Source organism: Nonomuraea salmonea (genome assembly GCF_042428605.1).
Taxonomy (GTDB): Bacteria; Actinomycetota; Actinomycetes; order Streptosporangiales; family Streptosporangiaceae; genus Nonomuraea; species Nonomuraea salmonea.
On sequence record NZ_JBHMCF010000064.1, the window covers coordinates 155,670 to 168,308 of the forward strand.

Annotated in this window: 13 protein-coding genes; 8 read left to right on the plus strand and 5 right to left on the minus strand. The window is 70.4% G+C overall.

Annotation, left to right across the window (positions count from 1 at the left end; all coding sequences use genetic code 11):
* Nucleotides 1–55: 55 nt before the first annotated feature.
* Nucleotides 56–1,123 (plus strand): ribosome small subunit-dependent GTPase A, encoded by a 1,068-nt coding sequence (gene rsgA / locus ACFFR3_RS49655; RefSeq protein ID WP_345409387.1) that lies wholly within the window; start codon nucleotides 56–58, stop codon nucleotides 1,121–1,123.
* 178 nt (nucleotides 1,124–1,301) lie between these two features.
* On the opposite strand, the gene ACFFR3_RS49660 is transcribed toward rsgA, so the two are convergent.
* Nucleotides 1,302–1,757 (minus strand): DUF4442 domain-containing protein, encoded by a 456-nt coding sequence (locus tag ACFFR3_RS49660; protein ID WP_364376810.1) that lies wholly within the window; start codon nucleotides 1,755–1,757, stop codon nucleotides 1,302–1,304.
* An 89-nt stretch (nucleotides 1,758–1,846) separates the two neighbouring features.
* Between ACFFR3_RS49660 and hisN the strand changes: the two genes are divergently transcribed.
* Nucleotides 1,847–2,644, plus strand: a complete 798-nt coding sequence (gene hisN / locus ACFFR3_RS49665) for a histidinol-phosphatase (protein WP_364376846.1) — start codon at nucleotides 1,847–1,849, stop codon at nucleotides 2,642–2,644.
* Here hisN and ACFFR3_RS49670 read toward each other — a convergent pair.
* Entirely contained in the window at nucleotides 2,634–4,334 is a 1,701-nt protein-coding gene (locus ACFFR3_RS49670) for a right-handed parallel beta-helix repeat-containing protein (RefSeq protein ID WP_364376813.1), read from the minus strand. The two genes, hisN and ACFFR3_RS49670, sit on opposite strands and share 11 nt — an antisense overlap.
* A 58-nt stretch (nucleotides 4,335–4,392) precedes the next feature.
* Between ACFFR3_RS49670 and ACFFR3_RS49675 the strand changes: the two genes are divergently transcribed.
* Nucleotides 4,393–5,244 carry a TetR/AcrR family transcriptional regulator gene (locus tag ACFFR3_RS49675; RefSeq protein ID WP_379485478.1) on the plus strand — a complete coding sequence of 284 codons (852 nt, stop codon included), beginning with the start codon at nucleotides 4,393–4,395 and terminating at the stop codon, nucleotides 5,242–5,244.
* Here the strand turns inward: ACFFR3_RS49675 and ACFFR3_RS49680 are convergent.
* Nucleotides 5,241–6,026 (minus strand): fructosamine kinase family protein, encoded by a 786-nt coding sequence (locus ACFFR3_RS49680; RefSeq protein WP_379485479.1) that lies wholly within the window; start codon nucleotides 6,024–6,026, stop codon nucleotides 5,241–5,243. The two genes, ACFFR3_RS49675 and ACFFR3_RS49680, sit on opposite strands and share 4 nt — an antisense overlap.
* On the minus strand, nucleotides 6,013–6,486 hold the full coding sequence (locus ACFFR3_RS49685; protein ID WP_345389652.1) for a low molecular weight protein-tyrosine-phosphatase: 474 nt from the start codon (nucleotides 6,484–6,486) through the stop codon (nucleotides 6,013–6,015). The genes ACFFR3_RS49680 and ACFFR3_RS49685 overlap by 14 nt, the downstream gene beginning before the upstream one ends.
* Before the next feature lie 176 nt (nucleotides 6,487–6,662).
* Between ACFFR3_RS49685 and pstS the strand changes: the two genes are divergently transcribed.
* Genes pstS through ACFFR3_RS49710 form a run of 5 tightly spaced genes read left to right on the plus strand, consistent with a single transcriptional unit; the run spans nucleotide 6,663 to nucleotide 11,152 of the window.
* Entirely contained in the window at nucleotides 6,663–7,775 is a 1,113-nt protein-coding gene (gene pstS / locus ACFFR3_RS49690; protein WP_345389655.1) for a phosphate ABC transporter substrate-binding protein PstS, read from the plus strand.
* A 7-nt stretch (nucleotides 7,776–7,782) separates the two neighbouring features.
* A complete protein-coding gene (gene pstC / locus ACFFR3_RS49695; protein WP_345389658.1) occupies nucleotides 7,783–8,763 on the plus strand; it encodes a phosphate ABC transporter permease subunit PstC in 981 nt (326 codons plus the stop codon).
* A complete protein-coding gene (gene pstA / locus ACFFR3_RS49700; protein ID WP_345389661.1) occupies nucleotides 8,760–9,635 on the plus strand; it encodes a phosphate ABC transporter permease PstA in 876 nt (291 codons plus the stop codon). The genes pstC and pstA overlap by 4 nt, the downstream gene beginning before the upstream one ends.
* 15 nt (nucleotides 9,636–9,650) lie before the next feature.
* Nucleotides 9,651–10,427 carry a phosphate ABC transporter ATP-binding protein PstB gene (gene pstB, locus ACFFR3_RS49705; protein WP_364376825.1) on the plus strand — a complete coding sequence of 259 codons (777 nt, stop codon included), beginning with the start codon at nucleotides 9,651–9,653 and terminating at the stop codon, nucleotides 10,425–10,427.
* On the plus strand, nucleotides 10,427–11,152 hold the full coding sequence (locus ACFFR3_RS49710) for a response regulator transcription factor (protein WP_345389664.1): 726 nt from the start codon (nucleotides 10,427–10,429) through the stop codon (nucleotides 11,150–11,152). The genes pstB and ACFFR3_RS49710 overlap by 1 nt, the downstream gene beginning before the upstream one ends.
* A 136-nt stretch (nucleotides 11,153–11,288) precedes the next feature.
* Here ACFFR3_RS49710 and ACFFR3_RS49715 read toward each other — a convergent pair whose 3' ends face one another.
* Nucleotides 11,289–12,149, minus strand: a complete 861-nt coding sequence (locus ACFFR3_RS49715) for a serine hydrolase (RefSeq protein ID WP_379485480.1) — start codon at nucleotides 12,147–12,149, stop codon at nucleotides 11,289–11,291.
* Between the last annotated feature and the right edge of the window lie 490 nt (nucleotides 12,150–12,639).

Below are 12,639 nucleotides of genomic sequence, written 5' to 3' on the forward strand. Positions count from 1 at the left end.
ACGTCTGCCCACTGTCAGCAGCAGCAACGAGGAGCGAGCGTATGGGAGCGGACCGCTGAGGAAGCGGGAGTACGACGAGGACGACGTCAGGGTCCGGCCGGGCAAGGGCTCCAGGCCGCGGACCCGGATCCGTCCTGCGCACGAAGACGCCGTCGAAGGATTCGTGGTGGCCGTCGACCGTGGCCGCTACACCACGCTGGTCGAGCCGGAGCGCCCCAAGGGCTCGGCACAGAAGCGCAAGCCGCCGCAGCGCCGGCTCGTGGTCGCCATGAAGGCCCGCGAGCTGGGCCGCAAGGGCATCGTCGTGGGCGACAGGGTCGCGCTGGTGGGCGACGTGTCCGGCAGACCCGACACGCTGGCCCGCGTGGTCCGGGTCGAGCCCCGCACGTCGATGCTGCGCCGCTCGGCCGACGACGTCGAGGACACCGACGGCATCGAGCGCCCGGTGGTGGCCAACGCCGACCAGCTCGTCATCGTGACCGCCCTGGCCGACCCGCCGCCCAGGCCGCGCATGATCGACCGCATCCTGGTGGCGGCGTTCGACGCCGAGATCGACACCCTGCTCTGCCTCACCAAGTCCGACCTCGCCCCGCCCGACGAGCTGGTGGCCCTCTACGAGCCGCTGGGCGTGCCGCACGTCGTCGTGCACAAGGGCGGCTCGCTCGACGCGTTGCGCGACCACCTGGCCGGGCGCATCAGCGTCCTGGTCGGGCACTCGGGGGTGGGCAAGTCCACCCTGGTCAACGCTCTGGTGCCCGACGCCAACCGGGCCGTCTCCCAGGTCAACGCCGTCACCGGCCGCGGCCGCCACACCTCCACCTCGGCCGTCGCCCTTGAGCTGCCCGAGGGCGGCTGGATCATCGACACGCCCGGCGTACGCAGCTTCGGCCTGGCCCACGTGTCCGTGGAGACGGTGCTCGCGGCCTTCCCCGACCTGGTCGAGGGCACGGTCGACTGCCCGAAGGGCTGCACCCACCTGGGCGAAGGCTGCGCCCTCGACGCCTGGGTGGCGGCCGGCAACGCCGACCCCGCCCGCCTGGAGTCGTTGCGCCGCCTCCTGTGGAGCCGCGAAGGCACCGCCGACGACCCCCGCCCCGCGGAAGAACCCGCCGACACCCCCTGACCGTGATGATGGAGGGGAGCGCTTCCCCGCCAGGGTCTGCCCCGCCCCCTGACCACGACCACCGCCGTGCACCCCGGACACGTCCGCAAGGACGCAGCGACACTCCCTGACGGCGCCAGCGCGACCGCGCCCGCCGGTCCCCGCCTTCCCCCAACGGCGCCCGCTGGTCCGCGGACCGTCACACGCGGCTGGGGCGGAGGGTCCAGGTCACGGTGAAGGTGGAGACGACGGTGCCGTCCGGGTTCGTCAGGTCCACCGTCACGTCGAACTCCGGCCGTTCCCCCGCGTCCAGCCGCGCCAGGACGTCCGCGCGGGAGACCGTCAGCCGGGCCTCGGCCCTGATCTCGCCCAGAGCGACCTTGCGAAAGGCGATGGTCGCCGTGGTGGGCAGCGGCACCGCGCGTACGAGCTGGTCACCGAAGACGGACAGTACGGCGGCCCCCGACGCCGACTCGGCGAGCGTGAAGAGCACCCCCGCGTGCGGCCCGCCGACGTGATTGGCCAGGTCGGCCCGCTCAGGGACGCGGCAGACCGCCCGCCCGTCCCCCACCGACTCGAAGACGATGCCCAGCGTCCGGGCGAACGGGACCGACCCCAGCAGAAGCTCACCGACATCTTGCGACATGCGAGACATGCTACTGGTCAGTAACTGGAAGCAGAGTTACCAGAAAAGGGGCGTTGGTAACTGATGTCCGTATGGCCGACGCGGTAGCGTGGGCGACCGTGCAGGGTTATAACGATGATCTTCGCCTCGCGCATGTCATGGCGGACGCCGCCGATGACCTGACCATGCGGCGGTTCAAGGCGGTCGACCTCAAGGTCGAGACCAAGCCCGATCTGACGCCGGTCAGCGACGCCGACCGCGCGGTGGAGGAGGCCATCAGGGGTACGCTGCGCCGTGCCAGGCCGCGTGACGCGGTGGTCGGCGAGGAGTTCGGGAAGACCGGCTGGGGCGCCCGCTCGTGGATCATCGACCCCATCGACGGCACCAAGAACTACGTACGCGGCGTGCCCGTCTGGGCGACCCTGATCGCGCTCATGGAGTACGGCAGGGTCGTCGTCGGCCTGGTGTCGGCCCCCGCGCTGGGCCGCCGCTGGTGGGCCGCGACCGAGGGCGGGGCGTGGACGGGCAGGAGCCTGACCAAGGCGTCCCGCATGCGGGTGTCCTCGATCTCCTCCCTGGAGGACGCGTCGTTCTCGTACTCGAGCTTCGGCGGCTGGGAGAAGACCGGCAAGCTGGACAACTTCCTCGACCTGAGCCGCGCCTGCTGGCGGACCCGCGCGTACGGTGACTTCTGGTCGCACATGATGGTCGCGGAGGGCTCGGTCGATGTGTCGGCCGAGCCGGAGCTGTCGCCGTGGGACATGGCGGCGCTCACCGTGATCGTCGAGGAGGCCGGCGGCGTCTGGACCGACGTCGCCGGCGTCAAGGGCCTCGAGGGCGGCAGCCTCGTCTGCACGAACGGTCACCTGCACGCCGAGGTCATCGACCGCCTCAACGGCACCACGGTCAGGACCTGACGCCCGCCCTGTCCTGGATGGTCTGGGTCGCGGCGGTCAGCGCGCCTTCGTCGGCGATCGTGACGTTCCCCTCGTACGTCACCCCGCTCGGCGGATCGTCGTGCCCCACCGGGTCGGCGTCCCAGAAGTTGCCCCGGTAGGTGACGTTCTCCAGCGGCGGCCCGACGTGCAGCACGGCCGTGTTGTCTGCCCGCATGACGACGTTCTCCTCGACGAGCACCCAGCTGGCGCCGTAGTCGGTGTAGAGCCCGAAGTTGTACGGCGTCACGGTGTCCTTGATGACGTTGCCCCGGATGACGGCGCCGGTGTCCGCCGAGTCGCCCTGCGGCCCCGACAGGTAGACGCCACCCCCGTCGGCCAGCACCTGCAGGGTGCGGGCGGTCAGGTTGTGCAGGATCCTGGTGCCCTCGCCGGGGCCTGCCACGATGCCGCAGTGGGGCACGTCGGTGACCTCGTTGTGCGCGACGACGCAGCCCCGGGTGCCGGAGATGGCGATGCCGGGCGACCCGCTGAGCTCCAGCCCGGTCCCGCGCACCCGGTTGTCCTCGATCGCGGCGCCCCGGGTGCCGGTCACGGTGACGCCGCCGCCGGCCAGCGTGTCGAAGGCGCACCGCCGTACGGTGACACCGCCGCCCCCGCTGACGCCGAGCCCGGTGGCCCCGAGCCGGGTGAACCGGCACCCCGTGACCTCGACGCCGTCGGCGTCCTCGATCTGCACGCACGCCGGAACCGTGACGGAACTCAAGGGATACGTCACGTACGACCCCTCGCCCAGTTCGGCCCGCTCGACCGGCCCGCCCTCGTAGAACCCGCTGCCGTGATAGTGCACGAACCCCTCGGGCCGCTCCGGCCGCAGCCACGTGGCCTCGGCGAACACCAGCCCGCGCAGGGCCACCTCGCGCGCACCCGCCAGCCGTACCAGCGTCTCCAGCACCGGCGCGACCACCCGCGCGGACGCCGGCTCCTCCCCCGGCAGCGGCAGGTACATCAGCACGTGCGCGCCCGGCCGCGACCGGTCGAGCACGAAGGTGCCCGGCTCGCGCAGGAAGCTCGGGTCGTTCTCGACGGACGTGGGCAGGCCGGGGCCGACGGAGGCGTTGCCCTCATAGACGGACCGGTAGAGCGCGTACGCCCACGCGTACCCGGGCCGCGCCATGGTGATCACGGTGGAGCCGCCCGCACGCGCGATGCCGGCCACCTGGAGCCTGGCCTCGGTCCACGGGTAGACGCCGCGGTGCACGAACTCGACGTTCTGCCAGCTCAGCGGCTCAGGGCTGTCGGTGACGTAGCCGGTCTCGGTCGCCGTGACCGTGCCGGGCAGGCCGGGGACGGCGGCGCGCGGGGCCCGCCGGCCGTTCACGTAGAGCTGCCGGGTGTCGAGGTCGCCGACCTCGGCCAGCCAGACCCCGTCGCCGCGCACCCGCCAGCCGGTGATCTCCCGCCCGCCGCTGACGACGGGCTCCTCCTGCTCCAGGGTGCCGTAACCGGCCGCCTGATAGACCGTCCCCGAGTCGTCGGCCCCCAGCTCGAACGGGCGGGTCAGCACGTGGACGCCGCCCCGCAGGTGCACGACCGCCTTCCCACCCGCCGCGCGAGCCGCCGCGCGGGCGCGTTCGAGCGTGGCGAACGGCCGGTCCTGCGAGCCGGGCCAGGAGTCGTCGCCGGCGGGCGAGACGTGGATCTGTTCCATGAGTCACCTCTGCTGTCGTTTATGCCGTACACGAATTTGTACACCATAAACTAGACCCATGGACGACGGTGTCGAATTGTTGTGGCGCGACAGGGACGACGAGAGCGCACCGCGCGCCGGGCTCAGCCTCGACCGGATCGTGCGGGCGGGCATCGAGCTGGCCGACGCCGAGGGGCTCGACGGCCTGTCGATGCGCAAGGTCGCCGACCGGCTCGGCTTCACCACGATGTCCCTCTACCGCCACGTGCCAGGCCGCGACCAGCTCGTCGCCCTGATGCGCGACGCCGCCATCGGCGAGCACCTGAATGAAGAGCCCGCCGAAGAGCCCGCCGAAGAGCCGTCCGGCGCGGGCTGGCGCCCGAGACTCGAGGCCATGATCAGGCAGGGCTGGCGCTGCCGCCGCCGCCACCCGTGGCTCGCCGAGGTCAGAGGCACCCGCAACGTCCCGGGCCCGAACGCGGTGGCGCTCTTCGACCGCATGCTGAGCACCCTCACCGGCACCCCGCTCCACCCCCGCGAGGTGATCGCCGCCGTCAACCTGGTCGGCCGCTTCATGGACGCCGAGGCGCTGACCCTCGTCGAGACCCTGCGCGAGGAGCGCAGCAGCGGCGTGTCCGAGGAGGAGTGGTGGGGCGCCAGAGACTCCCTGTACGAACGCCTCCCCGCCTACCCCACGATCACCCGCCTCTGGGAGACGGGCGGCTGGGACGCCCCCGAGGACTCCTTCGAGTTCGGCCTGCGCCGCATCCTCGACGGCATCGAAGCCCTCATCCACAAACGTGACGAAAAGCGTGACGAAACATGTGCGGAGTGCGGCAACAAGCTGGACCCCGCCCCGTCGGGCCGCCCCCGCGTCTACTGCTCCCGCGCCTGCCAGCAACGCGCGTACCGCCGCAGAAGAACCCCTTAGAGCGAGAGCACCCGCCGCACCGCCGCCATCAAGCTGTCCCGATAGCCGCCCCCGTACAACACCACATGGACGAGCAGCGGATGCAGCTGATGCACCGGCACCCGCTCCCGCCATCCCTCGGCGAGCGGCCACTCCTCCCGGTAAGCCCCCAGCACCCGATCGAGCCGCGGCAGCCCGAACAGATCGAGCATCGCGAGATCCGTCTCCCGGTGCCCGCCGTGCGCCGCCGGATCGATCAGCACCCCCTGCCCGCACGACCACAACACGTTCCCGCTCCACAGATCCCCATGGATCCGGGCGGGCGGCTCGGCCGGCCCCGCCACCTCCGGCAGCCGCGCCACGGCCCGCTCGACCAGCGCGACGTCCGAGGCGGGCAACCGTGCCTCCCGCAGGAACGGCAGCACCCGCCGCTCCCCGTAGAACGTCGCCCAGTCAGGGGCGTCCGCGTTGTCCATCGGCAACTCCGCGATGAACCCGGGCCACGGAGCCCCGAACCGCTCGGCCCCCGCCCGATGCATCCGCGCCAGCATGCGCCCGAACCGCTCGGCCGCCGCCCGATCGGGCCGCTCCTCGCGGACCCAGGCCAGCACGAGCCGATCAGGCTCGGCCTCGATCACCTCGGGCACCGCGGCCACCTCGCCCAGCCAGCGCAGCCCGGCGGCCTCCGACACCAGCACCTCGGAGGCGGGCCCGCTCTTGACGAACACCGCCCGCCCGTCGTCCAGCACGCCCCGCCGCAGCCGCCGCCCGTGCGACGTGCCGAGCTCCTCAGCGAATCTCATCGGCGATGTGCTTGGCGACGCCCTCAGCGGCCGACTCGACCAGCTCCAGCACCTCCTCGAACCCCTCACGCCCGCCGTAGTACGGATCAGGCACCTCCGCCCCCTCAGGCGCGGCGGGATCGAACGACCGGAACAACCGCACCTCCACCCCAGCAGGCGCCAGCCGCCGCAGATTGGACAGGTTGTCCCGATCCATGGCGAGCACCAGGTCGTACCGGTCGAACCAGTCCTTGGTGAACTGCCTGGCCCGGTGCGCCGACCCGTCGTAGCCGCGCAGGGTGAGGATCTCCAGCGCCCGCTCGTCCATCGGATCGCCCACGTGCCACCCGCCGGTGCCGGCGGAGTCGACCACGACCTGCGCGCCGAGGCCGCGGTCCGCGAGCACCTCGCGCAGCACCACCTCCGCCATCGGAGACCGGCAGATGTTCCCCATGCACACCACGACCACGCGATACGTCATGCCTCCATTCTCACCAATGATCCGTGGTGAGCCGTTCACCAAGAGGCACCTGACGGTGAATCGGTGCAGCACACCGACCCGCAGCGTTCACCGTCCGTTCATCCGCTCTCGGGAGGCGAGTCACCTTCGCTGCATAGCTTCATGGCGACTAAGGATCAAGTGGGAGGAACCCAACCGTGAAGTATGCAGGCCGGCTCGCCGCCGTCGCCGTCGTCGGCGCGCTCTCGCTCGCTGCGTGCGGCACAGACAACAACAACCCCTCGGGCAGCGGCACGACCTCCGCGACCGCCGCCGCGCCCGCCGCGGGCAACGACAACGGTCTGAGTGGCTCGATCAACGCCGCAGGCTCCTCTGCCCAGGCCAATGCGATCACCGAGTGGACGAAGAACTTCACGGCCACGAACCCTGGTGTGACCCTGAACTACCAGCCCAGCGGCTCCGGCGCGGGCGTGCAGGCGTTCATCCAGGGCACGGTCGCCTTCGCCGGCTCCGACTCGGCGCTGAAGGACGACGAGCCCGCCCAGGCCGACGCGCGCTGCAAGACCGGCAAGGCCATCAACATCCCGATGGTCACCGGCCCGGTCGCCGTTGTCTACAACCTCCCCGGCGTGGACGGCCTGCAGCTGTCGCCGAAGACGCTGGTCGGGATCTTCAACAGCAAGATCACCAAGTGGGACGACCCGGCCATCAAGGCCGAGAACCCGGACGCCCAGCTCCCGTCCACGCCCATCCAGGCCGTCCACCGCTCAGACGAGTCGGGCACCAGCGACAACTTCACCAAGTTCCTCAAGGCCACCGGCGACTGGCCGTACGAGCCGGGCAAGGCCTGGCCCGCCGAGGCCAAGGGTCAGGGCGCCAAGGGCTCCGACCAGATCGCCGCCAGCGTGAAGGACTCCGAGGGCGCGATCAGCTACGTCGAGCTCTCCTACGCCGAGAACTCCTCGCTGCAGAAGGCCAAGGTCGCCAACGGCGCCGGCGAGTACGTCGAGCTCACCCCGGAGAGCGCGGCCAAGACCGTCGAGACCGCCGAGGTCAAGGGCACCGGCAACGACCTCGCCCTGTCCATCGACTACGCCACCAAGACCCCGGGCGCCTACCCGATCGTCCTGGTGACGTACGAGATCACCTGCGAGAAGGGCCTGCCGGCCGACCAGCAGAAGATCGTAAAGAGCTTCCTCACCTACACCGCCAGCGACGAGGGTCAGGCGGCGCTGAAGGAGCTGGGCTACGCCCCGCTCTCGGGCGAGCTGCTCACCAAGGTCAGGACCGCCGTCGAGGCCATCTCCTAGGCAGCTGATGACGACCGACGTACGTACCCGTGAGGGCGGACCGGACACCAGCCGGTCCGCCTCGCGGCGCAGCCTCGGTGAAGGCCCCTTCCGCTTCGCCTCCACCGCCGCCGGCGTCGTCCTGCTGGGGATCATGGCGGCCATCGCCGTGTTCCTCATCGGCGAGGCCATCCCGGCGCTCCAGGCGAACAAGGCGTCCTTCCTCACGGAGCTGACCTGGGACCCCAACGGCCAGCAGGTGTTCGGCATCGCCGCGCTGGCCTTCGGCACCGTGCTCAGCTCCGCGCTCGCCCTGGTCATCGCCACCCCGATCGCCGTCGGCGTGGCGCTGTTCATCTCGCACTACGCCCCCCGCAGGCTCGCCGCACCCCTCGGCTACCTCATCGACCTGCTCGCCGCGGTCCCCAGCGTCGTCTACGGCCTCTGGGGCCTGGCGTTCCTGGTGCCGCTCATGCGGACGCCGTCGCAGTGGCTGAACGAGCACCTCGGCTGGTTCCCGCTGTTCGCCGGCGAAGGCGTGATCGGCGGCAAGACCATGCTCGCCGGCGGCATCGTGCTGGCCATCATGATCCTGCCGATCATCGCGGCCATCTCGCGCGAGGTGTTCCTCCAGGCGCCCAAGATGAACGAGGAGGCGGCGCTCGCGCTCGGCGCGACCCGCTGGGAGATGATCAGGATGGCCGTCCTGCCGTTCGGCCGCCCCGGCGTCATCAGCGCCGCCATGCTCGGCCTCGGCCGCGCCATGGGCGAGACCATCGCGGTCGCGCTCATCTTCCCCGCCACCTTCGACATCACCTTCGAGATCCTCACCCCGCACGCCAACAGCATCGCCGCCAACATCGCCAACGGCTTCGGCGAGGCCACCGAGATCGGCAGAGGCGCGCTGATCGCGTCCGGCCTGGTGCTGTTCCTCATCACGTTGCTGGTCAACATGGGCGCGCGCGTGGTCATCAACCGCCGCAAGGAGTACGCGAGGGCCGGCGCATGACCTCGATCCAACACATCTCCACCGGCCGCCGCATCAAGGACCGGGTCGTCCAGGGCCTGGTCTACCTGGCGTTCGCGCTCGCCGTCGTGCCGCTCGTCTCCGTGCTGTGGCTGGTCATCTCCAACGGCCTGGCCCGGTTCGACCTGGAGTTCCTCACCCACTCCATGAACGGCATCGGCGCCAGGGACGCCGGCGGCGGCGCGTACCACGCCATCGTCGGCACCCTCGAACAGGTCCTGCTCGCCTCCGTCATCTCGGTCCCGATCGGCTTGTTCACCGCCATCTACCTCGTCGAGTACGGCCAGGGCGGCCGCCTCAGCCGGGCCATCAGCTTCTTCGTGGACGTCATGACCGGCATCCCCTCGGTCGTCGCCGGCCTGTTCGTCCTCGCGTTCTGGATCCTGTTCCTCGGCTTCCCCTACTCCGGCTGGGCGGGCGCGCTCGCCCTGTCCATCCTGATGATGCCGACGGTCGTCAGGTCCGCCGAGGAGATGCTGCGCCTGGTGCCCGGCGACCTGCGCGAGGCCGCGTACGCGCTGGGCGTCCCCAAGTGGCGCACCATCGTCAAGGTCGTGCTGCCGACCGCGTTCACCGGCATCGTCACCGGCGTCATGCTGGCCGTGGCCCGCGTCGCCGGCGAGACCGCGCCGCTGCTGATGACGGTGTTCTTCACCAACTCCATCAACAACGACCCGTTCAACGGGCCGCAGATGGGCCTTCCCCTCTTCGTCTTCGACCAGGCGGCCCGTCCCAACGACACCGCCATCGACCGGGCGTGGACCGGAGCCCTCACGCTGATCCTGATCGTCATGCTGCTCAACCTGGTGGCGCGTCTCATCGCCTGGTGGCGTGCGCCCGCCAAGGGCCGATAGGGGGTAACCACCACAATGTCCAAGCAGATCCAGGTATCGGGCCTCGACGCGTACTACGGGTCGCACAAGGCGATCGAGGACGTGTCGATGACCATCGAGCCGCGGTCGATCACCGCGTTCATCGGCCCTTCCGGCTGCGGCAAGTCGACGTTCCTGCGCACGCTCAACCGCATGCACGAGGTCATCCCCGGCGCGCGCGTGGAGGGCAAGGTACTGCTCGACGGCGACGACCTCTACGCCCCCACCGTCGAGCCCGTCTCCGTCCGCCGCATGATCGGCATGGTCTTCCAGCGCCCGAACCCGTTCCCCACGATGTCGATCTACGAGAACGTGGCCGCCGGGCTCCGCCTCAACCGCCGCGTCAGCAAATCCGAGACCGACGCCATCGTGGAGGAGTCGCTCAAGGGCGCCAACCTCTGGAACGAGGTCAAGGACCGCCTCAACAAGCCCGGCGCCGGCCTGTCCGGCGGCCAGCAGCAGCGGCTCTGCATCGCCCGCGCGATCGCCGTCCAGCCCGAGGTCCTGCTCATGGACGAGCCCTGCTCGGCGCTCGACCCGATCTCCACGCTGGCCATCGAGGACCTCATGGCCAAGCTGAAGGACCAGTACACGATCGTCATCGTCACCCACAACATGCAGCAGGCCGCCCGGGTCAGCGACCGCACCGCCTTCTTCAACCTCGCCGAACAGGGCAAGCCCGGCAAGGTCATCGAGATGGACGAGACGTCCCGCATGTTCACCAACCCCTCAGAGAAGGCCACCGAGGACTACATCACGGGGCGCTTCGGCTGATGACCCCCCAGCAGGCGGCGCCCACGATGAACGGGGACACGAGGGCCAAGCCCGTACTGCTCATCGCCGACCCCGACGGCTCCGTGGTGGACGACGTCGCCACCGCCCTCGAACGCGAGGGCGTGGCCGTCACCGGGGCGCCCGACGGCGCCCAAGGGCTGCTGCAGGCCGGAGCCCTGCAGCCGGACGTGGTGCTCGTCGCGGCCACACTGCCGGTCATCGACCCGGTCGAGTTCGTCCGCGCCGTACGCCGCGCGCGCACCGTACCCGTCCTGCTCGGCGTCGGAGAGGGGCATGCCGAGCAGGCCGTACGCGCGCTCGCGGCCGGCGCCGCCGCCTGCGTGGCCCGGCCCTACCGGGTGCCGGAACTGCTGCCGTTCATCCAGGCCAGCTCCCCCGAGTCGCGCAAGGTGCTCACCGTCGGCGGCGTCGAGCTGGACGTCCACGCCTACCAGGTACGCGTCGCCGGCCGCGCCGTCCACCTGCCGCTACGCGAGTTCGAGCTGCTGCAGTACCTCATGCGCAACGCCGACCGCACGGTCACCCGCGAGCAGATCATGCGCCACGTCTGGCACGCCGCCGCCAACACCTCGACGAACACCATCGCGGTCCACGTCAAACGTTTGCGAGCGCGCCTGGGCGACGAGGACGACCAGGTCATCCAAACGGTCCGCGGCGTCGGCTACCGCCTCGTCACCCCAACCACCTCGAAAACCCTCACCTGACAGCGAAAACTCGGCACCCCAGGCACCTCCGAAAACCCCGCACAGCGCCGCACCCCGATACCCATCACCCCGGGAAGGCCCGCGGACCCCGCACAGCGCACCCGGCCGCGCAGCCCGTCAGGCTCAGGCAGTCCCGTCACTCCGGGCAGTTCCGAAAAGCCCGCATGACGCGCTCGGCGACGCCTTCGACGGTCGCTATGCCGTACTCCACCTGAGGGCTGCCCTCACTCAGCACCGCGAGCGCGAAGTCCCGCCCGTCGCTCCTGATCAGCCCGACGCTGGCCGTCGCCCAGCGCTTGTTGGACACACGCTTGAGCCAGCCGTTCTTCAGCACCACCCCCTCTCCACCGCACGCGGCCGCACTGACCCCCCAGTTCTGCCCGTCCACAACGGCGCCCATAAGGCTCAGCACCCGCGCGCGATCCTTCTCCTTAAGCGGCCCCTTCTTGGAGACCAGCGCCCCCATGAGCAGCACCTGATCGTCGACGGACGTCGGGGTGATCCCCCAGCAGTACAGATCCACGCACGTCCCCGCCACCCCCCGCGTGTCCCGCAGCCCAAACTTCCTGCCCACCGCATCGAACCCCGACACCCCGCCGATCCGCTCCCACAACCGATCGGCCGCATGGTTGTCGCTGTACCGGATCATCCGCTCAGCATCCCGCCGCACCCCGGCCGGCAACGCCTTCCACCTGGTCCTGAGCAACACCCCGAGAAGTATCTGCACCTTGGCCACACTGGCGGTGATCATCCGCTCACCCGCGTGATACCGATAACTGCGCCCAGCCCCCAGCTCCTCGACCATCACCGCAACCCGCCCGACCCGCCCCGCGAGATACCGATCAAGCCGCTCCGAAATAACCCTGGCCGGCACCTCCGGCCTCTCAACAACCCGCCGCCGCCCCACCACCAGTTGCCGCGCCGCCGCCCTCTTCCCTAACCCCACCCAAGCACCCCCAACCCGCAACACCGCCTCGCCTTCCACCCCCACGCTCACCCGGCCATCAACCTGACCCACCCCTACACCAACTTGATTCGCCCGAGCACCCATCTGACCTGGCACAGCCCTCACTGAACTCGGCCCCTTACTGCCCCGAACCGGCCCCACACCCACCGGCGCCACTGGACCCGTACTCACCGGCTCCCGCTCCCCACCAGCATTGGCCGCCCTCACCTCACCAGCCACCGCTAAGGGCACAACCAACCCCACCACCCCAAAAAGCAGCCCCACCACCTTCACCCAAACCCCGGCCATTCGAGCATTATCACGACATCACCAACCAACCCGCCACCCCAACCGTCTCCAGCACGGTCGGCCCCAAGCCCAGCACCACCGAAGAAGTCTCGGCCCTCGAAGAGAATGAGCGGCCATCCGAAAGACCCCAGCCCCCAAAAGACCCCGGGGCATGCGGAAGAAAAAAGGGGGGCCGGACATGCGGAAAGGGCCCCAACACCAGAACCTGGTGTCGGAGCCCTTTCCTTGAAAG

Excerpts from the sequence above, each read along its gene's own strand:
- ACFFR3_RS49660 (WP_364376810.1), bottom strand. The coding sequence starts at position 1,757 with ATGTCTCGCATGTCGCAAGATGTCGGTGAGCTTCTGCTGGGGTCGGTC.
- ACFFR3_RS49670 (WP_364376813.1), bottom strand. The coding sequence starts at position 4,334 with ATGGAACAGATCCACGTCTCGCCCGCCGGCGACGACTCCTGGCCCGGC.
- ACFFR3_RS49675 (WP_379485478.1), top strand. The coding sequence starts at position 4,393 with ATGGACGACGGTGTCGAATTGTTGTGGCGCGACAGGGACGACGAGAGC.
- ACFFR3_RS49680 (WP_379485479.1), bottom strand. The coding sequence starts at position 6,026 with ATGAGATTCGCTGAGGAGCTCGGCACGTCGCACGGGCGGCGGCTGCGG.
- ACFFR3_RS49685 (WP_345389652.1), bottom strand. The coding sequence starts at position 6,486 with ATGACGTATCGCGTGGTCGTGGTGTGCATGGGGAACATCTGCCGGTCT.
- pstC (WP_345389658.1), top strand. The coding sequence starts at position 7,783 with ATGACGACCGACGTACGTACCCGTGAGGGCGGACCGGACACCAGCCGG.
- pstA (WP_345389661.1), top strand. The coding sequence starts at position 8,760 with ATGACCTCGATCCAACACATCTCCACCGGCCGCCGCATCAAGGACCGG.
- pstB (WP_364376825.1), top strand. The coding sequence starts at position 9,651 with ATGTCCAAGCAGATCCAGGTATCGGGCCTCGACGCGTACTACGGGTCG.
- ACFFR3_RS49710 (WP_345389664.1), top strand. The coding sequence starts at position 10,427 with ATGACCCCCCAGCAGGCGGCGCCCACGATGAACGGGGACACGAGGGCC.